35 protein-coding genes and 1 pseudogene are annotated in these 20,980 nt (G+C 46.1%); all 36 read left to right on the forward strand.

What is annotated here, in order from left to right:
- Positions 1-560: EF-Tu/IF-2/RF-3 family GTPase (locus QMD66_05810; GenBank protein ID MDI6822353.1), on the forward strand; the 560-nt coding region annotated here is incomplete at its 5' end.
- Positions 561-647: 87 nt separating this feature from the next.
- Entirely contained in the window at positions 648-956 is a 309-nt protein-coding gene (rpsJ, locus tag QMD66_05815) for a 30S ribosomal protein S10 (GenBank protein ID MDI6822354.1), read from the forward strand.
- Positions 957-976: 20 nt separating this feature from the next.
- Positions 977-1,636: a 50S ribosomal protein L3 gene (rplC, locus tag QMD66_05820; protein ID MDI6822355.1), complete on the forward strand. Its 660-nt coding sequence runs from the start codon at positions 977-979 to the stop codon at positions 1,634-1,636.
- Positions 1,629-2,252: a 50S ribosomal protein L4 gene (gene rplD, locus QMD66_05825; GenBank protein MDI6822356.1), complete on the forward strand. Its 624-nt coding sequence runs from the start codon at positions 1,629-1,631 to the stop codon at positions 2,250-2,252. Before rplC ends, rplD begins: the two co-directional genes overlap by 8 nt.
- Positions 2,253-2,540 carry a 50S ribosomal protein L23 gene (gene rplW, locus QMD66_05830; GenBank protein ID MDI6822357.1) on the forward strand — a complete coding sequence of 96 codons (288 nt, stop codon included), beginning with the start codon at positions 2,253-2,255 and terminating at the stop codon, positions 2,538-2,540.
- A 91-nt stretch (positions 2,541-2,631) separates the two neighbouring features.
- Entirely contained in the window at positions 2,632-3,456 is an 825-nt protein-coding gene (rplB, locus tag QMD66_05835; protein ID MDI6822358.1) for a 50S ribosomal protein L2, read from the forward strand.
- A 15-nt stretch (positions 3,457-3,471) separates the two neighbouring features.
- Complete coding sequence (rpsS, locus tag QMD66_05840) at positions 3,472-3,756, forward strand: 30S ribosomal protein S19 (GenBank protein MDI6822359.1); 285 nt, start codon at positions 3,472-3,474, stop codon at positions 3,754-3,756.
- A gap of 88 nt (positions 3,757-3,844) precedes the next feature.
- A complete protein-coding gene (gene rplV, locus QMD66_05845; protein MDI6822360.1) occupies positions 3,845-4,237 on the forward strand; it encodes a 50S ribosomal protein L22 in 393 nt (130 codons plus the stop codon).
- A pseudogene (rpsC, locus tag QMD66_05850) lies at positions 4,221-4,844 on the forward strand (30S ribosomal protein S3). The gene rplV and the pseudogene rpsC overlap by 17 nt, the downstream one beginning before the upstream one ends.
- 156 nt (positions 4,845-5,000) lie before the next feature.
- On the forward strand, positions 5,001-5,432 hold the full coding sequence (gene rplP, locus QMD66_05855; GenBank protein MDI6822361.1) for a 50S ribosomal protein L16: 432 nt from the start codon (positions 5,001-5,003) through the stop codon (positions 5,430-5,432).
- Positions 5,422-5,637, forward strand: a complete 216-nt coding sequence (rpmC, locus tag QMD66_05860; GenBank protein MDI6822362.1) for a 50S ribosomal protein L29 — start codon at positions 5,422-5,424, stop codon at positions 5,635-5,637. The genes rplP and rpmC overlap by 11 nt, the downstream gene beginning before the upstream one ends.
- Before the next feature lie 78 nt (positions 5,638-5,715).
- Complete coding sequence (rpsQ, locus tag QMD66_05865) at positions 5,716-5,973, forward strand: 30S ribosomal protein S17 (protein MDI6822363.1); 258 nt, start codon at positions 5,716-5,718, stop codon at positions 5,971-5,973.
- An 84-nt stretch (positions 5,974-6,057) separates the two neighbouring features.
- Positions 6,058-6,423, forward strand: coding sequence for a 50S ribosomal protein L14 (rplN, locus tag QMD66_05870; GenBank protein MDI6822364.1), 366 nt, complete (start codon positions 6,058-6,060; stop codon positions 6,421-6,423).
- A 20-nt stretch (positions 6,424-6,443) separates the two neighbouring features.
- Positions 6,444-6,770, forward strand: a complete 327-nt coding sequence (gene rplX, locus QMD66_05875; protein MDI6822365.1) for a 50S ribosomal protein L24 — start codon at positions 6,444-6,446, stop codon at positions 6,768-6,770.
- Between the two features lie 107 nt (positions 6,771-6,877).
- Positions 6,878-7,495 (forward strand): 50S ribosomal protein L5, encoded by a 618-nt coding sequence (gene rplE / locus QMD66_05880; protein MDI6822366.1) that lies wholly within the window; start codon positions 6,878-6,880, stop codon positions 7,493-7,495.
- An 18-nt stretch (positions 7,496-7,513) separates the two neighbouring features.
- Positions 7,514-7,699, forward strand: coding sequence for a type Z 30S ribosomal protein S14 (locus QMD66_05885; protein MDI6822367.1), 186 nt, complete (start codon positions 7,514-7,516; stop codon positions 7,697-7,699).
- Positions 7,700-7,793: 94 nt separating this feature from the next.
- A complete protein-coding gene (rpsH, locus tag QMD66_05890) occupies positions 7,794-8,192 on the forward strand; it encodes a 30S ribosomal protein S8 (GenBank protein MDI6822368.1) in 399 nt (132 codons plus the stop codon).
- A gap of 100 nt (positions 8,193-8,292) precedes the next feature.
- Positions 8,293-8,829, forward strand: coding sequence for a 50S ribosomal protein L6 (rplF, locus tag QMD66_05895; protein MDI6822369.1), 537 nt, complete (start codon positions 8,293-8,295; stop codon positions 8,827-8,829).
- A 91-nt stretch (positions 8,830-8,920) separates the two neighbouring features.
- On the forward strand, positions 8,921-9,286 hold the full coding sequence (gene rplR / locus QMD66_05900) for a 50S ribosomal protein L18 (protein MDI6822370.1): 366 nt from the start codon (positions 8,921-8,923) through the stop codon (positions 9,284-9,286).
- A gap of 148 nt (positions 9,287-9,434) precedes the next feature.
- Positions 9,435-9,962, forward strand: a complete 528-nt coding sequence (rpsE, locus tag QMD66_05905; protein ID MDI6822371.1) for a 30S ribosomal protein S5 — start codon at positions 9,435-9,437, stop codon at positions 9,960-9,962.
- Positions 9,949-10,131, forward strand: a complete 183-nt coding sequence (rpmD, locus tag QMD66_05910) for a 50S ribosomal protein L30 (protein ID MDI6822372.1) — start codon at positions 9,949-9,951, stop codon at positions 10,129-10,131. Before rpsE ends, rpmD begins: the two co-directional genes overlap by 14 nt.
- Before the next feature lie 398 nt (positions 10,132-10,529).
- Entirely contained in the window at positions 10,530-10,976 is a 447-nt protein-coding gene (gene rplO, locus QMD66_05915) for a 50S ribosomal protein L15 (protein ID MDI6822373.1), read from the forward strand.
- A complete protein-coding gene (gene secY, locus QMD66_05920; GenBank protein MDI6822374.1) occupies positions 10,973-12,220 on the forward strand; it encodes a preprotein translocase subunit SecY in 1,248 nt (415 codons plus the stop codon). The genes rplO and secY overlap by 4 nt, the downstream gene beginning before the upstream one ends.
- 36 nt (positions 12,221-12,256) lie before the next feature.
- Entirely contained in the window at positions 12,257-12,925 is a 669-nt protein-coding gene (locus tag QMD66_05925; protein MDI6822375.1) for an adenylate kinase, read from the forward strand.
- A 24-nt stretch (positions 12,926-12,949) separates the two neighbouring features.
- The gene (gene map, locus QMD66_05930) at positions 12,950-13,696 is read left to right on the forward strand and encodes a type I methionyl aminopeptidase (protein ID MDI6822376.1); all 747 of its coding nucleotides are present in this window, start codon (positions 12,950-12,952) and stop codon (positions 13,694-13,696) included.
- A gap of 55 nt (positions 13,697-13,751) precedes the next feature.
- On the forward strand, positions 13,752-13,973 hold the full coding sequence (gene infA / locus QMD66_05935) for a translation initiation factor IF-1 (GenBank protein MDI6822377.1): 222 nt from the start codon (positions 13,752-13,754) through the stop codon (positions 13,971-13,973).
- Between the two features lie 173 nt (positions 13,974-14,146).
- Positions 14,147-14,260: a 50S ribosomal protein L36 gene (rpmJ, locus tag QMD66_05940; GenBank protein ID MDI6822378.1), complete on the forward strand. Its 114-nt coding sequence runs from the start codon at positions 14,147-14,149 to the stop codon at positions 14,258-14,260.
- A 49-nt stretch (positions 14,261-14,309) separates the two neighbouring features.
- Entirely contained in the window at positions 14,310-14,681 is a 372-nt protein-coding gene (gene rpsM, locus QMD66_05945) for a 30S ribosomal protein S13 (protein ID MDI6822379.1), read from the forward strand.
- Between the two features lie 67 nt (positions 14,682-14,748).
- Positions 14,749-15,144 (forward strand): 30S ribosomal protein S11, encoded by a 396-nt coding sequence (gene rpsK / locus QMD66_05950; GenBank protein MDI6822380.1) that lies wholly within the window; start codon positions 14,749-14,751, stop codon positions 15,142-15,144.
- 15 nt (positions 15,145-15,159) lie between these two features.
- Entirely contained in the window at positions 15,160-15,783 is a 624-nt protein-coding gene (gene rpsD / locus QMD66_05955) for a 30S ribosomal protein S4 (protein ID MDI6822381.1), read from the forward strand.
- Positions 15,784-16,097: 314 nt separating this feature from the next.
- Positions 16,098-17,033 (forward strand): DNA-directed RNA polymerase subunit alpha, encoded by a 936-nt coding sequence (locus QMD66_05960; GenBank protein ID MDI6822382.1) that lies wholly within the window; start codon positions 16,098-16,100, stop codon positions 17,031-17,033.
- A gap of 6 nt (positions 17,034-17,039) precedes the next feature.
- Positions 17,040-17,390, forward strand: coding sequence for a 50S ribosomal protein L17 (gene rplQ, locus QMD66_05965; protein ID MDI6822383.1), 351 nt, complete (start codon positions 17,040-17,042; stop codon positions 17,388-17,390).
- 83 nt (positions 17,391-17,473) lie between these two features.
- Positions 17,474-18,304 (forward strand): energy-coupling factor transporter ATPase, encoded by an 831-nt coding sequence (locus tag QMD66_05970; GenBank protein ID MDI6822384.1) that lies wholly within the window; start codon positions 17,474-17,476, stop codon positions 18,302-18,304.
- Positions 18,289-19,149 carry an energy-coupling factor transporter ATPase gene (locus QMD66_05975; GenBank protein MDI6822385.1) on the forward strand — a complete coding sequence of 287 codons (861 nt, stop codon included), beginning with the start codon at positions 18,289-18,291 and terminating at the stop codon, positions 19,147-19,149. The genes QMD66_05970 and QMD66_05975 overlap by 16 nt, the downstream gene beginning before the upstream one ends.
- Positions 19,146-19,949: an energy-coupling factor transporter transmembrane component T gene (locus tag QMD66_05980; protein ID MDI6822386.1), complete on the forward strand. Its 804-nt coding sequence runs from the start codon at positions 19,146-19,148 to the stop codon at positions 19,947-19,949. The genes QMD66_05975 and QMD66_05980 overlap by 4 nt, the downstream gene beginning before the upstream one ends.
- A gap of 276 nt (positions 19,950-20,225) precedes the next feature.
- Entirely contained in the window at positions 20,226-20,966 is a 741-nt protein-coding gene (gene truA / locus QMD66_05985; GenBank protein MDI6822387.1) for a tRNA pseudouridine(38-40) synthase TruA, read from the forward strand.
- The last annotated feature ends 14 nt before the right edge of the window (positions 20,967-20,980 follow it).

The following is a 20,980-nucleotide window of genomic DNA, read 5'->3' on the forward strand; positions in this document are numbered from 1 at the left end:
CCTTCCTGATGCCCGTAGAGGACGTGTTCTCCATCACCGGAAGGGGAACCGTGGTCACCGGAAGAGTGGAGAGGGGAAGGATAAAGGTCGGAGATGAGGTGGAGATCGTGGGCATGAGGCCATCGGTGAAGAAGACCGTGGCCACAGGTCTTGAGATGTTCAGGAAGATATTGGATGAGGCCGTCGCCGGGGACAGCATCGGGGTCCTCTTAAGGGGCATCGCCAAGACCGAGGTGGAGAGGGGCCAGGTCTTAGCCCAACCGGGCTCCATCACCCCGCACACCAAGTTCAAGGCCCAAGTCTATGCCCTGACCAAGGAGGAGGGGGGAAGGCACACCCCCTTCTTCACCGGATACCGTCCCCAGTTCTACTTCAGGACCACCGATGTCACAGGTGTGGTCACTCTGCCAACCGGCGTGGAGATGGTCATGCCCGGGGATAACGTGGAGCTGGAGATAGAGCTCATCACACCCATAGCCATGGAGGAGGGACTGCGCTTCGCCATAAGGGAGGGGGGAAGAACGGTCGGTGCGGGCACGGTGACCAAGATATTGGCCTAAATAGTTCACCGTTCACAGTTCACGGCAAGGTTAAAGGATTTCCATGAATCATGAACCGTGAACCATCAACTAACATAGGGGATATCCATGAAGACCCAAAAAATAAGAATAAGACTAAAAGCACATGATCATGAAATAGTCGATCAATCGGCAAAAAAAATAGTGGATACCGTGAGGAGGACGGGAGCCAGGATTTCGGGTCCAATTCCTCTTCCTACGGAACGTAGTCTTTATTGTGTGCTTCGATCTCCTCATGTGCACAAGGATTCTCGAGAGCAGTTTGAGGTGAGGATTCACAAAAGGCTCATTGACATTTTGGATCCCACACCTAAGACGGTGGATTCGCTGATGAGGCTAGATTTGCCAGCGGGTGTGGATATAGAAATTAAACTGTAAAGTCTGAATGAGGTGCGAAATTGATGAGGGGGATTTTGGGAAAGAAATTGGGGATGACCCAAATTTTTAAAGAGAATAAAGCGGTGCCCGTAACCGTGGTAGAAGCGGGACCTTGTGTGGTCACTCAAGTGAAAACGAAGGAAAAGGATGGATATTCTGCCATCCAAATCGGCTTTGATGAGATTAAGGAAAAACACCTTAATGCGCCACTTAAAGGACACTTTGCCAGGGCAAAGGTTTCCCCCCAAAAATATCTGGCCGAAGTGACTATTGCAGAAGGTGAAGATTACAAGGTGGGTCAAGTTCTCACGGTGGATATCTTTTCCGAGGGAGAAAGAATAGACGTCACCGGTATCTCCAAGGGTAAGGGTTTTGCAGGTGTCATGAAGAGATGGGGATTTAAAGGAGGTCCTGCCTCTCACGGTTCGCGTTTCCACAGGGCACCGGGTTCCATTGGAGCATGTGCCGATCCCTCAAGAGTTTTTAAGGGAAAGAAGATGCCTGGTCACATGGGTAATGAGAGAGTCACGGTACAAAATTTAGAGGTTGCTAAGGTGGATCCGGATCAAAATCTTTTACTCCTCAGAGGGAGCATACCCGGAGCCGTGGGTAGCTTGGTTATAATCAAGGAATCAGTGAAGGCGAAGGGAAAATCCGCCAAAAGGGGTAAACATGCTTAAATTACCGGTTCTGAGTGCTAGGGGAAAGAAGATAGACGAGGTTGAACTCAACTCCCAAATTTTCGAATGTGAGGTCAATGAACCCCTTCTTCATCAGGTCATCAGGTCTCAGTGTGCAGCCATGCGAAGTGGAACGGCTTCAACCAAAACCAGAAATGAGGTTCGGGGAGGGGGCGCCAAACCTCGGCGTCAAAAGGGAACTGGTCGGGCAAGAGCTGGGACTATCCGTTCTCCCTTGTGGCGGGGAGGAGGGGTCGTCTTTGGTCCTAAGCCCAGAGATTATTCTTTTTCGGTGCCCAAGAAGGTTAAAAAACTTGCTCTGAAATCGGCTTTGAGTGCGAAAGCCAGGGATTCGGAACTCATAATTTTGGATCATTTCAAGCTCAAACAGCCCAAGACTAAAGAGGCCGTAAAGGTATTAAAAAATCTTAAGATCACAAAGAAGACGACGGTTGTGGTCACAGAAAGGAATGAGGAAGTAAACAGGGCTATACGGAATATTTCTTATGTGAGGGTAATAGAGGTCTCAGAGGTCAATCCATATAACGTCCTCGATAACGATGTTTTAATTCTGACGCGAGATGCCTTGAACCGATTAACGGAGGTGCTTCAGTAGATGAAGGATTCCAGGGATATCATCATTCGACCCGTCGTCTCTGAGAAAAGTTACAAACTGATTGAGCAAAATAAGTATACTTTTGAAGTCCATCCAACGGCTAACAAGAGCGAGATTCGCAAGGCGATTGAAGATATTTTCAAAGTCACCGTGGTTGATGTGAACACCATCCCCGTCAAGGGGAAGCTTAGGAGACGGGGGTATACTTTCGGAAGGCAAAGGAATTGGAAGAAAGCCATTATTACGCTCAAGGAAGGCGACCGCATAGAACTCTTTGAAGGCGCCTAACGGTTAAGGTCACAGACCCGTTGGCTAGTTAGCTAGTTAGCTGGTTGGCTAGAAAAATTAAACAAGCAAACTAGGATGGTGGGGGATAAAAATGGGAGTCAAAAAGTATAAACCTACATCTCCAGGTAGAAGATTTACCATAGTCTCCGATTTTCAGGAGATAACTAAGGAGAAGCCGGAGAAGTCTCTTACCGCTCCTCTTTCAAAGAAGGCTGGGAGGAATGTTCATGGTCGAATAACAACTCGACACAAGGGGGGCGGTCACAAGAGGAGATATAGGATTATTGATTTCAAGAGAGATAAGGATGGAATTCCCGCAAAAGTCGTAGCCATCGAGTACGATCCAAATAGATCTGCTCGAATAGCTCTATTACATTATGCGGATGGCGAGAAGAGATATATCCTTGCCCCTCAAAATCTTAAAATTGGGGACGAGGTTATGTCCGGATTAGATGCGGATATAAAACCGGGAAATGCTCTACCACTTCATAAAATTCCCGTGGGAACAAGCGTTCACAATATTGAAATTTATCCTGGGAAAGGAGCCCAGTTGGCACGCTCTGCGGGTACCTTTGCTCAGATAGTTGCCAAGGAGGAGGATTATGCTCAATTAAAGCTTCCCTCTGGGGAGGTGAGGATGATCCGCCAGAGTTGCCGAGCTACCATTGGCGAGATGGGTAATGTGGAGCATGAGATCGTATCCTTGGGAAAAGCTGGGCGTAGTAGATGGTTGGGTAAAAGACCCGCCGTTCGTGGAAGCGCCATGAACCCCGTGGATCATCCCCATGGTGGTGGGGAGGGGAAAGCCCCCATTGGTCGCCAACCCGTAACTCCTTGGGGGAAGCCGACACTGGGATATAAAACCAGAAAGAAAAAGCCCTCAGATAAATACATCATTCGGAGGAGAAAGGGGTAATTTGAGGGGGAGAATATGGCTAGATCGCGGAAGAAGGGGTCTTATATAGACCCCAAGCTCTTGAGGAAAATCAAAGAGATGAACGAGAGGGGCGAGAAAAGGGTGATAAAGACCTGGTCTCGGGATTCTGATATCATTTCCGAAATGGTTGGCCACACCATCGCCGTTCACGATGGTAGGAAACACGTCCCAATTTATATAACGGAGAGTATGATCGGACATAAGTTGGGTGAGTTCGCACCTACGAGGATCTTTAGAACCCATGGAGCTCATACTGAAAGATCCACGGCCATCAGATAACCGTTGTTCGTTCACCGTATACCGTTCACGGTATTTTAAAAATTTTCGGTGAACGGTGAACTGTGAACCAAATTTGGAGGGGGTTAAGGTGCCGGCTAAACCGGTAATTGAAGAGATCCCAAAGGCTAGAGCCGTTGCGAAGTATATCCGAGTAGGTCCTAGAAAGGCTCGACAGGTAGTTGATTTGATCAGAGGTAAACCCGTTGAGGAGGCTTTGACAATCCTTCAATTTTGCCCCAAAGCTGCAGCAAAAATAGTTTCAAAGGTTGTGAATTCAGCCGTGGCAAATGCGGAAAGAAACTTGCATTTAAGGAGGGTCAATTTGTATATTTCTGAGGCCTATGTTGACCAGGGTCCAGCCCTTAAGAGATATCGACCAAGGGCTATGGGTAGAGTGGCGATGATTCGAAGAAAAACCAGCCATATCACCATAGTTGTCCAGGAGCGTGAGGAGGTACCGAGACGTGGGGCAAAAGGTTAATCCCATAGGTTTAAGACTGGGAATAATTGAAAATTGGAAGTCTCGCTGGTTCGCCAGCAAGGACTATGCAAAAGCTCTGGGGGAAGATCTGAAAATACGCCAGCATATCCTGGGGAAGTTGTCTCGAGCTGGCATTTCTAAGATCGAGATAGAGCGGGCTGGAGGTAGGGTTAAGATCGATATCCATACGGCGAGACCAGGTATTGTCATAGGCAGGAAGGGCTCTGAAGTGGAACTCCTTCGGGCGGATTTGGAAAAGATAATCGGAAAGCAGATTCAGATAAATATCCAGGAAGTCAGAGCACCTGAACTGGATGCAACCCTTGTGGCTCAGAGTATAGCAGAGCAGCTCGAAGCTCGAGTTTCCTTCAGAAGAGCCATGAAAAAAGCCGTAACGGCTGCCATGAGAGTTGGTGCTCAGGGTGTCAAAGTTTCGTGCTCGGGAAGATTGGGTGGAGCGGAGATGGCGAGAACGGAGTGGTATCGCGAGGGAAGAGTACCCCTCCATACTTTACGTGCGAGTATCGACTATGGTTTTGCAGAAGCCCATACCACCTTTGGACTCATCGGTGTGAAGGTTTGGATTTATAAGGGAGAAATTTTACCCTATGCTGCGGAAGAAGAAGAGGAAGTGAAGGAAGTGGAGCCCGAGAAGGAGGAAGCGGTCGAAGAGGTACCAGCAAAGTCAGCGTCTGAGGAGAAGGAAACCAGGAAGAAGGAAACCAAGAAGAAAAAGAGGGAATCAACGAAAGAGGAGGCATAGATGCTTCTACCGCGGAGAGTAAAGCATCGCAAGGTTCAAAGAGGGAGAATGAAGGGGAGGGCAAAGGGAGGCACGGTCGTACATTTCGGTGATTTCGGCCTCCAAGCTTTGGAACCAGGCTGGATAACGAATCGACAAATCGAAGCCGCCCGAATCGCTTTGACAAGGTATATAAGGCGAGGGGGTAAGGTTTGGATCAACATCTTTCCTGACAAACCAGTGACGGAGAAACCTGCTGAAACCAGAATGGGTAAAGGCAAGGGATCGCCTGAGCACTGGGTGGCTGTGGTCAAGCCCGGGAAAATTATGTTTGAACTTGCCGGGGTTAGCGAGGATGTGGCGACCGAGGCCATGCGATTGGCTTCACATAAACTCCCCATCAAAACTAGAATGGTAAAGCGCGAGGAATGGGGTGGTGAGCGTGAAGGCTAAAGATATTCGTGAGCTCTCAGATGAAGAGTTGGGACAAAAATTGAGTGAGGCAAAGGCCGAACTATTTAATCTTCGATTCCAATTAGCCACCGGTCAGCTCGATAATCCCATGAAAATAGGGGAAGTGCGAAGAAATATAGCCCGAATTAAAACCATCAAAAGGGAAAGAGAACTAGCAAATCAGTCGATGGTCGATAGCTCATAGTCGATTGTTAAAAACGCCAACTATGGATCATGGATTAATTGACCATGGGCTTACTATTGACGGATTTTGGAGGTAACCATGGAAAATCGAGGCAGGAGAAAGGTGAGAGTCGGGAAGGTTGTAAGTGATAAGATGGATAAGACCATTGTTGTCGCCGTCGAATCTATTGTGCGGCATCCACTATATAAAAAGATCATGAGACGAACGACTAAATTCAAAGCTCACGATGAAAACAACGAGTGTCGTGTGGGAGATGTTGTGAAAATAATGGAAACCCGACCCTTAAGCAAGGAAAAAAGGTGGCGTGTGGTTTCCATTTTGGAGAAAGCCAAGTAATCTGTCGCAGGATGCAAGTCGCCGATCCTTAAGAAAAATTAAACCTGTAACATGCGACGGGTGACCTGCGGCGAGGGAGTTAGGATGATTCAGCAGGAAACAAAGGTCAAGGTCGCGGATAATACCGGAGCCAAAGAAATACAGTGCATTAGGGTCCTTGGATCAGCCCGAAGATATGCCCGGGTTGGAGATATCATAGTGGGAAGTGTAAAGGATGCAATTCCCGGGGGAGCCGTGAAGAAAGGTGAAATCGTACAAGCTGTGGTGGTCCGGACCAGAAAGGAGATCAGGCGCCCCGACGGTTCTTATGTCAAATTTGATGATAATGCGGCGGTGCTCATAAATGAACTCAAAAATCCTCGGGGTACAAGAATTTTTGGACCAGTGGCTCGAGAGTTGAGGGACAAAAACTTCATGAAGATTATCTCTTTAGCTCCCGAAGTCCTTTAATCGGTGAACGAGGAGAAAAAATGGCTAGGTTAAAAGCAAGAAAAGGCGATAAGGTGTTGGTGATAGCGGGCAAAGATAAGGGGAAAAAGGGAAAGATACTCGTCGCTTTACCCAAGAGAGAGCGGGTTATCGTGGAAGGTGTGAACGTGGTTAAAAGGCATACCCGTCCCACGCAGAGAAACCCTCAAGGAGGGATCATCGAGAAAGAGAGTGCAATTCACGTTTCTAATGTTCAACTAATATGTCCCAATTGTGGTCAACCCACTCGCATTGGCAAAAGAGAAATCTCAGAAGGTAAAAGGGTTAGAATTTGCAAGAAGTGCGGACAAGATATAGATAAAGTTTAGGTTTAGTTTTATGTTCACCGTTCACAATTTATGGAAAATAATTTTTAAAGGTGAATGGTACACGGTGAACTGTGAATGAACAATGGTGAACGTAATGAGGAGTAAAAATGGCGAAGGCAAAGACGAAAGAGAAGGTAAAAAGAGAGAAAAGGGAAACTGCTGAGAAAATAAGCGGAGAGCAAATCCCTAAGCTCAAGCGGAAGTATAAGGAAGAAATCGTGAGTGTCTTGATGAAGGAATTTAATTTTTCCAATCCCATGCAGGTCCCTCGCTTGGAGAAAATCATCATTAACATGGGTGTGGGAGAGGGTGCGAAGGATTCAAAAGCTATTGAGGCTGCAGCGAAGGATCTCGTAACCATAACCGGGCAGAAACCGATGATTACGCGTGCCAAGAAATCCATCGCTGGCTTTAAGATTCGCAAAGGGGTTCCCGTTGGCTGTAAAGTTACTCTTCGTGGCAATAAGATGTATGATTTTTTGGATCGACTTTTGACCACAGCTTTGCCCCGTATCAGAGATTTCCGTGGGCTCAATCGACGATCCTTTGATGGAAGGGGTAATTATACTTTTGGCGTTGATGAGCAGTTGATCTTTCCAGAAGTCGATTACGATAAAGTTACTAGGATTCAAGGAATGGATATCACTCTTGTAACCACGACTGGGGATGATGAATTGGCATATGCTCTGCTCAAACACTTTGGTCTACCTATTAGAGAGAAATAGGTTATTTGGGAGGAAAAATTGGCCCGTAAAGCACTTGTAGTTAAACAGCGCAAGAAGCAAAAATACAAAGTTCGGGAATATAACAGGTGTGTTAGATGCGGTAGATCCCGTGGCTATCTTAGGAAGTTCGGACTTTGCAGAATTTGCTTGAGAGAACTCGCTCACAAGGGGGAGGTCCCCGGGCTCATCAAAGCTAGTTGGTAAACCAGTAAGTTGGTTCACCGTTCACGGTTCACAGAAAACTTTTTAATACGGTGAACGGTGAACGATAAACGGTGGACGATTGGGGGTATTTGATATGGTGATGACTGATCCCATCGCTGATATGCTGACCAGGATTCGAAATGCAAATGTCGCTTATTATGACGTTGTGGAAATGCCCGCCTCAAAAGTGAAGATCGAAATCGCGAAGATACTCAAAAAAGAGGGTTATATAAAAGACTATGAAGTTGCAAAGGACAATAGCCACAATGTTCTTCGCATAAAAATGCATTATGGTCCCAATCGAGAGCGACCAATCACCGGAATTAAGAGGATAAGCAAGCCCGGTTTGAGGGTTTACGCTAAAAAAGATGAGATTCCAAGGGTACTCGGAGGGTTGGGGATTGCTATTATCTCCACTTCTAAAGGACTTATGACCGATAAACGGGCTAAGAAAGAAGGAGTGGGCGGAGAGGTCATCTGTTATGTTTGGTAGAAAGCAGCCCATAGCCAATAGCTCATAGTCGAGTTAAAAATAAGAAATAATACTATCGACCATCGATCATGGATTATCGACTGAATTGATGGAGGGTGAAATGTCAAGGGTTGGGAAGAAACCCATCATAATACCAGAGAGTGTGGAAGTTCAAATCGAGGGTTCCACGGTTAGGGTAAAAGGTCCCAAGGGGGAACTTAGCAAAACTTTCCCCAGTGCTCTGACGATAAAAAAGGAGGAGGATAAGATACTGGTCGAGAGACCATCCGATGACAGGTTGCATAAATCTCTCCACGGTTTAACCAGAACTTTAATTGCTAACATGATAACCGGGGTAAGCTCAGGATTTGAGAAGATCCTCGAGATAGAGGGCGTGGGCTATCGTGCTATTAGAAAGGGGGATCACCTGGAACTCCAGGTTGGTTTCTCCCACCCAGTAATCTTTCATAGACCGGAAGGTATTCAGATAGAGGTTCCCCATCCAACGAGGATCGTGGTTAAGGGAGCCGATAAGGAGATGGTTGGTGAAGTAGCTGCTCAAATAAGGGCTATCCGTAAGCCCGAGCCATACAAGGGGAAAGGGATCAGATACCTAGGTGAACACGTTCGAAGGAAAGTTGGTAAAACAGCCAAATAAAATCAGTTTATTTGTTGTTGGCAGGTTAGTTGTTAGTAAAAAATTACGAACAACGAACAATTAACAGCTAACAACGTAAAGTGGGGGGATTATGGAGACTGCTCGAAAAGTTTTAGCCAGGATAATGAGGCATAAAAGGATACGGAAGAAAATATTTGGCACAAGCGAGCGACCAAGACTTTCCGTTTATCGCAGTAATAAGAACATTTATGCGCAGATTATAGATGATATTCGGGGGATAACTCTGGCGAGTGCTTCAACATTTGACCCCGAGATTAGGGAAGGAATATCGCGTGGTGGAAATAAGGAAGCTGCTAAGCTGGTAGGGAATCTGATAGCAGAGCGAGCGCTAGCCAAGGGAATACGCGAGGCGGTTTTCGATCGTGGAGGATACCTTTATCATGGAAGGGTGAAGGCCTTGGCAGAGGCAGCACGCGAAGCGGGGCTCAAATTTTAGCCTCAGCTGAAGGTTGAAGGTTCAGGTTGAAGGTTGAAAGTCGAGGGGGTAAAAACAGTCGATGGTCGATGGGCAATAATTAACCAATAACGGTGAACGGTGAACGAAAAATGGTGAACCATTTAAGAGCAACGAACGGAGGTAGAGAGTGGTCCAAAAAATTGATCCGGATCAATTGGAGTTAAAAGAAAAGGTGGTCTTCATCAACCGTGTGGCCAAGGTAGTTAAGGGAGGTCGTAGATTCAATTTAAGCGCCTTGGTCGTAGTGGGTGATGGACAGGGACGTGTGGGTGTAGGTTTGGGTAAGGCAAGCGAAGTCCCCATGGCCATCTCTAAGGCCATTCAAAATGCAAAGAAAAACTTATTTGAGGTTCCTCTCGTGGGTAATACCATACCCTATGAAGTCATAGGATATTTTGGAGCTGGGAAGGTACTTTTGAAACCGGCGTCGGAGGGAACTGGAATCATTGCCGGGGGTCCGGTAAGAGCGCTACTCGATTTAGCAGGAGTAAAGGATGTTTTAACAAAATCCTTAGGTTCCAGTAATCCCATTAATACGGTGAAAGCAGCTGCGGAAGGTCTAAAGGGTTTAAAAAGACTCGAAGAAGTTGCCAAACTCCGAGGTAAATCGGTGGGTGCCATATTGCGGTCGGAGGCTAAAGGTGCCAAAGCTTAGAATCACTCAGGTGAAAAGCTTGGTCGGAAGATCGAAACACCAGAGGCTAACGATAAAAGCGCTTGGCTTAAAGCGAATCCGCCACAGTGTGGAACACGAGGACAAGCCCGAGATAAGAGGCATGATAAGAAAGATTAACCATCTAGTAAAGGTAGAGGAAATAGACTAGTCGCAAGGCATATTCTAGATATAGGCTAGACATAAATCGCCTATGGCAGATGAAGCTCCTTTTGCCAAACAGTTCTTAAGCAAAGGAATATTTTAAATTCTAAGCGCAAAGCACCAAATTCTAAACAATATTAAATGACCAAAATCCAAAGGTTCAAAAAAGAAGGAGATGACCCTATCCAAGAGTGTTTAGGATTTCAAAAATTTGGATTTTGGATTTGTTTAGGATTTAGGATTTCGAATTTAGGATTTGCGAACCAACTTTCTGGAATTATGTCTAGGGCACATTCTAGATATAATTACTGTGAACCGTGAAAGGTGAACCATGTAAGGGTGTAACCAAAGCTCGCGATTAATGGGGACGAGCGGCGGGAGTCGGGATACTTGGAGGATTTATAAATGAAACTACATGAACTTAGACCTGCGGAAGGATCCATAAAGAGCAGAAAGAGAGTAGGGCGAGGACGTGGATCGGGTTGCGGAAAGACATCGGGAAGAGGGACTAAGGGTCAAAAAGCTCGCTCGGGAGGAAGTATAAGACCTGGTTTTGAGGGAGGCCAAAATCCCTTACACTTAAGGCTACCCAAGCTACCGGGATTTAGAAATCTCTTCAAGCGGGAATATGCTATCGTTAATGTGGAAAACCTTAACGTATTTAAGGATAAATCCGTCATTGATCCCAAAGCATTACTTGAGAGGGGATTGATCAGAAAAAGGAATTTACCCGTGAAAATATTGGGTGAAGGAAAACTCTCTAAAGCCCTTACGGTTCGCGCTCATTCCTTCAGCAAAACGGCGGTTAAGAAGATAGAGGAAGCGGGAGGAAAAGCGGAGGTTGTTCAATGATCGAAGCCATCAGAAATGCCTTTAAAGTCCCTGACTTAAGGAGACGTATCTTATTCACCTTTGGTATTTTGGCGATTTATCGATTTGGCGCCCATGTACCCGTACCGGGTGTGGATGTTAGCGTCATTAGGGAGTTGTTCAAGCAAGGCGGCATATTGGGCTTTATGGATCTCTTTGCCGGGGGAGCACTTTCGGAATTTGCTGTTTTTGCTCTAGGAATAATGCCTTACATCACGGCGGCTATTATCATGGAACTCTTGACTGTGGTTATCCCCAAGGTTGAAGAATGGGCAAAGGAAGGGGAAATTGGACGAAGGAAGATAACCCAATGGACTCGATATCTAACCCTATTTTTATGCCTCGTTCAATCCATCGGTTTGACCTTCTTTTTCCAAGGTCAGTTGAAAATAGTCTTTCCCTTATTCACCAAATTTCTAATAGTCATAACTTTAACCACGGGGGCTATCATCATCATGTGGCTTGGTGAACTTATAACTCAAAAGGGCATTGGGAATGGCATGTCGTTACTCATTTTCATCAGCATAATTTCGCGCTTTCCTCAAGCCTCGATTGAAACCTTTCAAATAGTGAATCCTTTACTCATTATTCTGTTGGTGTTCATAATTTTGGCCATGATCGCTGCGATAATATTCACGGAAAGTGGTCAGCGGAGGATTCCGGTACAGTATGCGAAGAGGATCGTGGGCAGAAGGATTTACGGGGGACAAAGTACATACATTCCCCTTAAGATTAACTCCGCAGGGGTTATCCCCATCATCTTTGCTGCTTCTGTCCTGCTTTTTCCGGCAACCTTAGCTAGATTTTTCCCTGGTAAGTTTTTCAAAGTTTTGGCCGAAACCCTTAATCCCACTTCTCCTTTTTATCTTAGTTTGTTTGCTTTATTCATCATCTTTTTCACCTATTTTTATACGGCCATAATCTTTAATCCCATAGATATATCGGATAACATCAAAAAGTATGGAGGATTCATTCCGGGTGTAAGACCTGGAAAACCCACGGCATCATATCTCGATCGAATCTTGAGCAGAATTACTTTCCCCGGCTCTCTCTTCCTGGCTCTAATCGCTGTTCTGCCCACCATTTTCATGGCTCAACTCAATATACCATTTTTCAAGGAGTTCGGAGGCATTTCCATCCTAATTATAGTCGGTGTGGCTTTGGAGACTGTACGGCAGGTGGAAACGCATCTCATCATGAGACATTATGAAGGATTCCTGAAATAGCCGCATTGAACTTTCACTCCTTTGGAAAGGGAGCTTATGAATATCGTGATAGTGGGACCGCCTGGCGCGGGTAAGGGCACGCAAGCGATTATGATATCTGGAAGGTATGGTATCCCTCATATCTCAACCGGAGATATACTCCGGGAGGCAGTTAGTCACGGAACTCCCGCAGGCATGAAGGCAAAAAGGTATATGGATCGAGGCGAACTGGTGCCCGATGAAATAGTCATTGAAATCATAAAAGACCGTTTATCAAAGGATGATTGTGAACGAGGATTCATTCTAGATGGTTTCCCCAGGACAACAGTCCAGGCTGATGCCTTAAAGGCTGTACTTAAGGGAATGGAAAAGGGATTGGATTTGGTTTTAAATATCGATGTTGAGGAAGATGAGATAATTCGTCGTTTGAGCCTCAGACGTATATGTCAGCGTTGTGGCAAAGTATATCATTTAATTTACGACCCACCCAAGAAAAAAGGTATATGTGATGCATGTGAAAGCAAACTCCATCAGCGCAGCGATGATATGGTGGATACCATCGAGAATAGATTGCGGGTTTACCGAAGACAAACAGAGCCTTTGCTCTCGTATTATCGGAAGGCCGGATTACTTCAAACTGTAAAAGGAAAAAAATCCGCCCGTGAGGTATTCGAGGATATCTCAAGCCTCATAGATAGAACTTTGACCCGCCTGCCAAAGCCGTAAAACTTGGTTATTCCAAAGAAGAAGATGATAATCCGTAAATCCATAGAAGAAATCGAGATTATGCGTGAAGCAGGTCGCATTGTGGCTCAAACTCTGGAGGCGATAAAAAGGGCGGTCAAGCCGGAAATAAGCACCATTAAGCTGGATAAAATAGCCGAAGACTTCATAACGAAGAAGGGAGCAAAGCCGGCTTTTAAGGGATATCGAGGTTTTCCCGCCGCAATTTGTGTTTCGATAAATGAAGGGGTCGTCCATGGTATCCCCAGTTGTAGGAGGCTCAAGGAAGGAGATATCATAAGCATTGATATAGGCGTAGAATATAGGGGTTTTCATGGGGATGCGGCCATCACCCTACCCGTGGGAAGGGTTTCTTCAGAGGCTTCGAGATTAATAGAGATAGCTAAGAAGGCTTTACAAATGGGAATATCTCGGTGCGTTGTGGGAAATCACCTTTATGATATATCTCATGCTATTCAAACCGTTGCTGAAAAGGCAGGCTATTCAGTGGTGCGAGAATTTGTGGGGCATGGCATCGGGCGATCAATGCATGAGGATCCGCAAATCCCAAATTATGGTCACCCCGGAAAGGGTCCTCGTCTTGAGGAAGGCATGGTATTTGCCCTAGAGCCAATGGTGAACGCCGGTGGTCACGAGGTCGAAGTACTCCCTGATAAATGGGGAGTCGTCACTCGCGATCGTAGCTTATCAGCTCACTTTGAGCACACCGTAGCCATCACTAAGGTTGGTCCGTTGGTTCTGACGTCCTTATAGACTGTTCACTTGCTTTTTGCTATAATATGTTTTTACTATTGCGAAGGATGGCGATATGGTGAAGAAAGAAGAGGCTATCGAGATTGAGGGGAAGGTAATCGAAACTTTACCCAATGCGATGTTTCGAGTCGAACTCGAAAGTGGACATAAGGTTCTCGCTCACATTTCGGGCAAGATGAGGATGCATTACATTAAAATTCTTCCCGGGGATAGAGTGATTGTGGAACTCTCTCCCTACGACCTTAATCGGGGGAGAATTATCTATCGATTTAAATAAACCCGTCAAAAGTCAATAGTCAAGAGTCAAAAAGTGGAGAATTATTGACTTTTGACTAGTGAGTAAAATGAGCGATTGATTAGGCCGTACGGCCGATTGACTCGTAGAAAGAGAGCGAAGTAAAAGTGTAGTAGCTTTCCGGGGGAAAGCGATTGATAGAAGGAAGATGAATAATGAAGGTAAGACCATCGGTTAAAAAGATGTGTGAGAAATGCAAAATAATCAAGCGTAAGGGGAAGATCATCGTTATCTGCGAGAACCCTAGACATAAGCAACGGCAAGGCTAAACTAACCGTCGCAGGTGAAAGGATTTGCGACCAGGATAGGAGGTTAAAAGTGGCGAGAATTGCTGGTGTGGATCTGCCAAGGGAGAAAAGAATCGAGATTGCCCTAACCTACATCTATGGTATAGGTTTGCCCACTGCAAAGAGAATTTTGCAGGCCATTGGCATAAATCCGGATACTCGCGTTCGCAATCTTACCGAGAACGAGATAGCAAGCTTGAGGGAGCATATAGACAAGAATCTAAAGGTAGAGGGAGATTTACGACGTGAGGCTTCTCAAAATATAAGAAGGTTAATGGAAATTGGATGCTATCGAGGAATCCGACATAGAAGGGGTCTTCCGGTGAGGGGGCAAAGAACACATACAAATGCCCGCACCCGGAAAGGTCCCAGGAAAACCGTTGGAGTGAAGCGTAAGAAGTAGTTCACGGTTTACAGTTTATGGTTCATGGAAGATCAATGTTAAATAAGAAGGGAAATGGGGGAATTAGATGGCGAAGAAAAAAGGCATAAAGCGATTGAAGCGTAAGGAACGCAAAAATATTCCACATGGCATTGCCCATATTAAATCCACTTTCAATAATACCATCATTAACATCACCGATTTAGAGGGTAACACCATCGTTTGGGAGAGTGCCGGCACCGTAGGATTTAAGGGCACCAAAAAGAGCACCCCTTTCGCTGCTCAAGTGGCAGCCGAAACGGTTGCCAAGAAGGCTCGTGAGCATGGTATGGGAAAGGTAGATGTTCTAGTCAAGGGACCTGGAGCCGGTAGAGAAACTGCTATTAGAACACTTCAGGCAGCAGGTTTGGAAGTTTGCGGAATCATCGATGCGACTCCCGTTCCCCACAATGGTTGCCGACCTCGAAAGCGGAGAAGAGTTTAAAGGAGAAGATAAAATATGGCAAGATACATCAGTCCCCTGTGCAAAATATGCCGAAGGGAAAATGAGAAGCTCTTTTTGAAGGGTGAACGATGTCTCACTGACAAATGTGCCATGGAGAGGCGTCCATATCCCCCAGGTGAACATGGAAGAAGACGTCCTAAGGAGACCGAATACAGTCTTCAACTTCGGGAGAAGCAAAAAGCCAAGCGAATTTATGGAATCCTGGAAAATCAGTTCAAGAGGTACTACGATTTGGCTGCGGGAAGAAGGGGCATCACCGGAGAAAACCTCCTACGGCTTTTGGAATTGAGGATGGACAATGTAGTTTATCGTTTGGGTTTTGCAGCTTCAAGGAATGAAGCTCGACAAATGGTAAGGCACGGACATTTTATGGTCAATGGCAGGAAGGTTAATATTCCATCTTATCAGGTAAAACTGGGAGATGTGATTAGCGTTTGTGAGGGGAGGGAAATTGCAAGAATAAGAGAATGTGTACAATCTTCCACGAAACCTCTGGTGCCAGGCTGGCTGGAGGTCGATATCGAAAATCTCAAAGGAAAGGTTCTCTCCCTTCCTGAACGTGATCAAATTGATATTCCAGTCAATGAAAAACTCATAGTGGAGCTGTATTCCAAGTAATTTAAGTAGGTAGTTGTAATGTTTATGCACATTGGTAACACTTATATTATTGTTTGGGGCATCCTTCCGAGCGCTAGCTGCTGCGAGCCTACTCGCTGCTTAGCTTCGGTTGACTCGTTGGCTAGTTTGCCAGTTTGCTAGAATCAATTAGCAAACCAACTAACAAACCAGCAAACTAGGGTGAACGGTGAACGGTGAACCAGGTAAGAGTGTAACCAATGTCTGCAATTAATACAGGTAGTAGGTAGGGATGGGCATAATAGCAAAGCTTTATTTAGGGATAAAATCCAACTAAGCAGGGAGAGGGAAGATACATGCTAGACATACTTAAGCCTCAGATTAAGATGGAAGAGGTATCCGATCGTGTTGCAAGGTTTTCCCTAGAACCCTTGGAGCGAGGTTTTGGGTATACTTTGGGAAATTCCTTGCGCAGGGTACTACTCTCTTCACTTCCTGGAGCCGCCATAACTAGGATAAAGATAGAAGGCGTGGCTCACGAATTCTCGACCATCCCCGGGGTTCGAGAGGATGTCACCGAAATCATCCTCAATTTAAAGGACCTCGTTTTGAAGTCGCATTCAGAAGAACCGGCCACCCTGAGGTTGGGCGTTAAGGGTCCAAAGGAGGTTAGAGCGGGTGATATCATCGCTCCTCCAGAAGTGGAGATCGTCAACCCGAATCTTTATATTGCAAATCTTAACAGAAAAGGTCATCTGCAGATGGAAATGACCGTGGAGACCGGGAGGGGATACATCCCCGCGGAGCGCAACAAGAAACCATCGGATCCCATAGGGGTAATTCCCATTGATTCTCTATTTTCACCGGTAAAGAGGGTTTCATATACGGTGGAGGCAACGCGGGTGGGTTACAGAACCGACTATGACAAGCTCACCCTACAAGTGGAGACCAATGGAAGTATGTCTCCACAAGAAGCCATGAGCCTGGCGGCCAAAATCATCAACGAGCATATGAATCTATTCATGGAGCAAGCTCCCCAGAAAAAGAAAGCTCCCGTATTTGTGGTCAGCGAAACCGTTAAGGATACAGCCCTTACTTCACCCATAGAGGATCTTGATCTTTCGGTCCGTTCCTATAATTGCCTCAAGAAGCAGGGAATTCACAATTTAGAGCAGTTATTACAGTGCACTGAGGAAGACCTCTTAAACATCAGAAATTTTGGAGCTAAATCCATTGAAGAGGTCAAGGACAAGTTGGCTAAGCTGAATTTATCCTTAAAAGAGAGCGATTAAGGTGCGATGAGACATCGGAAGAAGACCAAAAAATTCGGTGCAAATGCCAGTCATAGGGAAGCAATTTTAAGAAACCTGGCGGCGGAGATTTTCAAACACGAGAGAATCAAGACCACTCAATTACGCGCCAAACAGGTCTGTCCCTTGGTTGACAAGATTGTTACCTTGGCCAAGAGGGGCAACTTCCAAGCACGCCGACAGGTACTCGCCATCGTCCAGGATAAAGAGCTCGTTCACAAAATCTTCTCTGAGATAGCTCCCCGCTTCAAAGAGCGGCAGGGTGGTTATACGCGTATTCTCAAATTGGGTCCCCGTCAGGGGGATGCTGCGCCCATGGTCTTAGTGGAGTTAGTATAAGTTCGAGGTTGAAGGTTTGGATAAGAATATTTTAGGGCAAAAGCAGGGCTTTTGCCTTATGTTTATTTACTTAAGAGGACCTCATGATTAAGGTATCCAACCTCACCTACATATACAATCCGGGGCGAAGGGATCAGATCATAGCCCTGCGTGATGTAAACTTAACCATACAACCCGGTGAATTTGTTGCCATCCTCGGATCCAACGGTTCTGGAAAATCAACTCTGGCAAAGCTCCTCAATGGACTCCTCATTCCCACCAGTGGAGAGGTAAGTGTGGAGAACCTATCCACTAACGACCCAGATAACCTCCGGAGAATCAGGCAGCTAGTGGGGATGATATTTCAAAATCCTGAGAACCAGATCGTGGCCACTATAGTCGAGGAAGATGTGGCTTTTGGACCGGAGAATCTGGGGCTTGCCCGCGATGAGATCCGGAGGAGGGTCGATCGGGCTCTGAGTTTGGTTCGCATGTCAAGATATGCTCGATACGAGCCCCATCTCCTTTCAGCGGGACAAAAGCAGCGGGTTGCTATCGCTGGAGTTCTGGCCATGATGCCAAAGTATTTAGTTTTAGACGAACCCACATCGATGCTCGATCCCCTGGGAAGGAAGGAGATAATTGACATTCTTAAGGGTCTTAACACTGAGCACGGGGTAACCGTGATACATATCACTCATTTTCCTGAAGAAGCTGTTTTCGCCCATCGGCTTCTGATAATGGAGGGTGGCAGGATAATCTCGGATGGAAGTCCTCGAGAAGTCTTCAGTGATGTACATGGGTTGAAGCACACTGGTGTTACCATCCCACCCATGACCGATTTGGCAAGAAGCCTGATTGAATTGGGCCTCAAAATACCTCAATCCATCCTCACCGTCGATGAAATGGTGGATGCGTTATGCTCATTGAATTGATCAATGTTGGCTTCACTTATCTGGAAGGTACTCCTTTGGCACAGAGAGCTTTGAGGGATGTGAGTTTGTCCATAGAGAAAGGCGAATTTGTGGGCATCATTGGACCGACGGGCTCTGGTAAATCCACCCTCATTCAGCTTTTTAATGGATTGCTAACTCCAGCTGAGGGAAAGGTCTTAATCGATGGGAGGGAGATCGGAAAGGATGGCATACCTTCCCACCTGGTGCGCCAAAAGATCGGACTCGTTTTCCAATTTCCAGAGAATCAACTCTTTGAGGAAACGGTCTTCGACGATATAGCCTTTGGACCTCGAAATCTTGGTTGTAGCGAATCCGAAGTCGAGCGAAGGGTAAGAAAAGCCCTTGAACTCGTGGAGCTCGATTTCAATCTCTTTAAGGATAGGTCTCCGTTCTCCTTGAGTGGTGGCGAGATGCGACGGGTGGCGATAGCTGGTGTATTGGCCATGGAGCCCGAAGCTCTCATCTTGGATGAACCCACTTCTGGACTGGATCCCAGAGGGCGGAAGGAGATAATGTCTCGCCTGGAATATCTGCATCATCTAGAGGGTCTGACCATCGTCCTGGTCACCCATAATATGGATGAAGTTGCTCACCTTGTGGATAGATTAATCGTGCTCAATGAGGGCAGTATTCTCTTGGATGATATCCCTCGAAAAATATTTTTGGAGGCGGTGACGCTTAAAAGGATTGGACTGGATATACCTCAGGTGACCTCTCTGGTCAGGGCTTTGAGAGATCAGGGGATAGACGTTCCTGTAGATGTATTTGAAGTGGAAGAGGCAAGGGATGCCATTTTTAAATATTTTAAGGAGAGGCGGAGATGAAGTCTTTGATACCCTTAAGCATGGGACAATATTATCCAGCGGATTCCGTTGTTCACGTCCTCGATCCCAGGGTAAAGATTTGCCTAATAATTTCATTAGCCGTGGTGATATTCGCCATCCAAAATCTTCTTGGATTCCTCATTCTTTTTCTCTTCTTGGCCTTCGTGGTTTTTCTCGGTCAGTTGCCTTGGGGCTGGATTTTACGCACGCTCAAACCCCTGCGCTTAATAATCATTTTTACCTTTGCAATGCACCTTTTATTCACGTCGGGAACAATTTTGATGAAGCTGGGTCCTTTAAGGATCACTCAGGAGGGACTTCAGATGGGAGTATTCATTTGTATCAGATTAATCCTACTTCTTTTGGGAACTTCGCTGCTCACTCTGACCACAACTCCCATTGAACTCACCGATGGATTGGAGTATCTGCTTAGTCCCTTCAGGAGATTAAAGATCCCCGCTCACGAGCTGGCCATGATGATGACCATTGCCTTAAGATTCATTCCTACACTGGTGATGGAAACCGATAAAATCATGAAGGCACAGATGGCACGAGGCGCGGATTTTGAATCCGGAAATATCTTAAGGCGCGCCAGGAGCTTTCTCCCCCTACTGATTCCCCTATTTGTTAGCGCCTTCCGCCGGGCGGATGAACTAGCCTTAGGGATGGAATCCAGATGTTACAGAGGGGGAGAGGGCAGAACTCGGCTAAAAGCTTTAGAAATGAGCGGAAAAGACTGGTTAGCTGGGATGGTAGCGTTACTGCTTCTCATAGTTTCGGTAACGATAGGACGGCTCTGAGAAGTGGAATGAGTCTAAAGGATACACTACACAATAATCATTTTTAATGTAGTGTCGGGGTTTATCCCCGACAATAAGGCGGGGGACGAGCCCCCGCACTACAATTATCGATGTAGGAGGTTTATCCATTTATCATGGAGGGGTGGTGTTTATCCCCGCCCAAAATGGGTGGACAACGCCCTGTTCTCTTGAGATGCACTCTCTAGGACGTCCCACAGAAATATGAGCTTAATCTCCATATAATTACCGTGAACGGTGAACCATGGAGTGATTCCGATGAGGAATATAAAATTAGTCATGGAATATAAGGGGACTAACTATCACGGATTTCAAAGGCAACCCAACTTACCCACGATTCAAGGGGAACTGGAGAAGACTTTGAGTCAAATCCTTCAGGAGAATATCGTGGTAAAATCCGCCGGACGTACCGATGCCGGAGTTCACGCTTTACACCAGGTGATCAACTTCCGCACCCGTTCTCAAATTCCTTTACTCCGACTCCAGCATTCCTTAAATTCTCTTCTACCTCGGGACATTGCGGTCAAAGAAGCCGAGGAGGTCGATGAATCCTTTGATGCTCGTCGCAACGCCACCTCTCGCGAATACAAATATTTCATCATGAATAAGGATCATCCCTCACCATTCTTTGCCGAATTTTCCCACTTCATTGCCAGCTCCTTAGATATCGATGCCATGCAGGAGGCGGCGAAACTTTTTTTGGGTACCCACGATTTTACGGCTTTTTGTGTGCAATCGGATATCCCCAAAAATCCCGTCCGGACGATCTTCGAAATATCCTGCAAAAAAGTTCACCATGACTTGCTTTGCATTAAGATTAAAGCCGACTCATTTCTACACAAGATGGTCCGCACCATCGTAGGAACTTTGATAAGGGTGGGATTGGGTAATTTAACCCTTGAGCAGGTGGCAGAAATCATGGAAAAGAAAGATCGAGACAGGGCTGGACCAACAGTACCCGCCAAAGGTCTTTTCCTGAGCAACATTTGCTACGATTAAAATCTTGAAATTTT

The sequence above is a fragment of the Actinomycetota bacterium genome, assembly GCA_030018275.1.
In the GTDB taxonomy this organism is placed as follows: domain Bacteria; phylum Actinomycetota; class Aquicultoria; order Subteraquimicrobiales; family Subteraquimicrobiaceae; genus Subteraquimicrobium.

Bases quoted from the DNA above. Each gene is read 5' to 3' on its own strand.
- rpsJ (MDI6822354.1), top strand. From the start codon at position 648: ATGAAGACCCAAAAAATAAGAATAAGACTAAAAGCACATGATCATGAA.
- rplD (MDI6822356.1), top strand. From the start codon at position 1,629: ATGCTTAAATTACCGGTTCTGAGTGCTAGGGGAAAGAAGATAGACGAG.
- rplW (MDI6822357.1), top strand. From the start codon at position 2,253: ATGAAGGATTCCAGGGATATCATCATTCGACCCGTCGTCTCTGAGAAA.
- rplB (MDI6822358.1), top strand. From the start codon at position 2,632: ATGGGAGTCAAAAAGTATAAACCTACATCTCCAGGTAGAAGATTTACC.
- rpsS (MDI6822359.1), top strand. From the start codon at position 3,472: ATGGCTAGATCGCGGAAGAAGGGGTCTTATATAGACCCCAAGCTCTTG.
- rplP (MDI6822361.1), top strand. From the start codon at position 5,001: ATGCTTCTACCGCGGAGAGTAAAGCATCGCAAGGTTCAAAGAGGGAGA.
- rpsQ (MDI6822363.1), top strand. From the start codon at position 5,716: ATGGAAAATCGAGGCAGGAGAAAGGTGAGAGTCGGGAAGGTTGTAAGT.
- rplN (MDI6822364.1), top strand. From the start codon at position 6,058: ATGATTCAGCAGGAAACAAAGGTCAAGGTCGCGGATAATACCGGAGCC.
- rplX (MDI6822365.1), top strand. From the start codon at position 6,444: ATGGCTAGGTTAAAAGCAAGAAAAGGCGATAAGGTGTTGGTGATAGCG.
- rplE (MDI6822366.1), top strand. From the start codon at position 6,878: ATGGCGAAGGCAAAGACGAAAGAGAAGGTAAAAAGAGAGAAAAGGGAA.
- rpsH (MDI6822368.1), top strand. From the start codon at position 7,794: ATGGTGATGACTGATCCCATCGCTGATATGCTGACCAGGATTCGAAAT.
- rplF (MDI6822369.1), top strand. From the start codon at position 8,293: ATGTCAAGGGTTGGGAAGAAACCCATCATAATACCAGAGAGTGTGGAA.
- rplR (MDI6822370.1), top strand. From the start codon at position 8,921: ATGGAGACTGCTCGAAAAGTTTTAGCCAGGATAATGAGGCATAAAAGG.
- rplO (MDI6822373.1), top strand. From the start codon at position 10,530: ATGAAACTACATGAACTTAGACCTGCGGAAGGATCCATAAAGAGCAGA.
- secY (MDI6822374.1), top strand. From the start codon at position 10,973: ATGATCGAAGCCATCAGAAATGCCTTTAAAGTCCCTGACTTAAGGAGA.
- QMD66_05925 (MDI6822375.1), top strand. From the start codon at position 12,257: ATGAATATCGTGATAGTGGGACCGCCTGGCGCGGGTAAGGGCACGCAA.
- map (MDI6822376.1), top strand. From the start codon at position 12,950: ATGATAATCCGTAAATCCATAGAAGAAATCGAGATTATGCGTGAAGCA.
- infA (MDI6822377.1), top strand. From the start codon at position 13,752: ATGGTGAAGAAAGAAGAGGCTATCGAGATTGAGGGGAAGGTAATCGAA.
- rpmJ (MDI6822378.1), top strand. From the start codon at position 14,147: ATGAAGGTAAGACCATCGGTTAAAAAGATGTGTGAGAAATGCAAAATA.
- rpsK (MDI6822380.1), top strand. From the start codon at position 14,749: ATGGCGAAGAAAAAAGGCATAAAGCGATTGAAGCGTAAGGAACGCAAA.
- rpsD (MDI6822381.1), top strand. From the start codon at position 15,160: ATGGCAAGATACATCAGTCCCCTGTGCAAAATATGCCGAAGGGAAAAT.
- QMD66_05960 (MDI6822382.1), top strand. From the start codon at position 16,098: ATGCTAGACATACTTAAGCCTCAGATTAAGATGGAAGAGGTATCCGAT.
- rplQ (MDI6822383.1), top strand. From the start codon at position 17,040: ATGAGACATCGGAAGAAGACCAAAAAATTCGGTGCAAATGCCAGTCAT.
- QMD66_05970 (MDI6822384.1), top strand. From the start codon at position 17,474: ATGATTAAGGTATCCAACCTCACCTACATATACAATCCGGGGCGAAGG.
- QMD66_05975 (MDI6822385.1), top strand. From the start codon at position 18,289: ATGCTCATTGAATTGATCAATGTTGGCTTCACTTATCTGGAAGGTACT.
- QMD66_05980 (MDI6822386.1), top strand. From the start codon at position 19,146: ATGAAGTCTTTGATACCCTTAAGCATGGGACAATATTATCCAGCGGAT.
- truA (MDI6822387.1), top strand. From the start codon at position 20,226: ATGAGGAATATAAAATTAGTCATGGAATATAAGGGGACTAACTATCAC.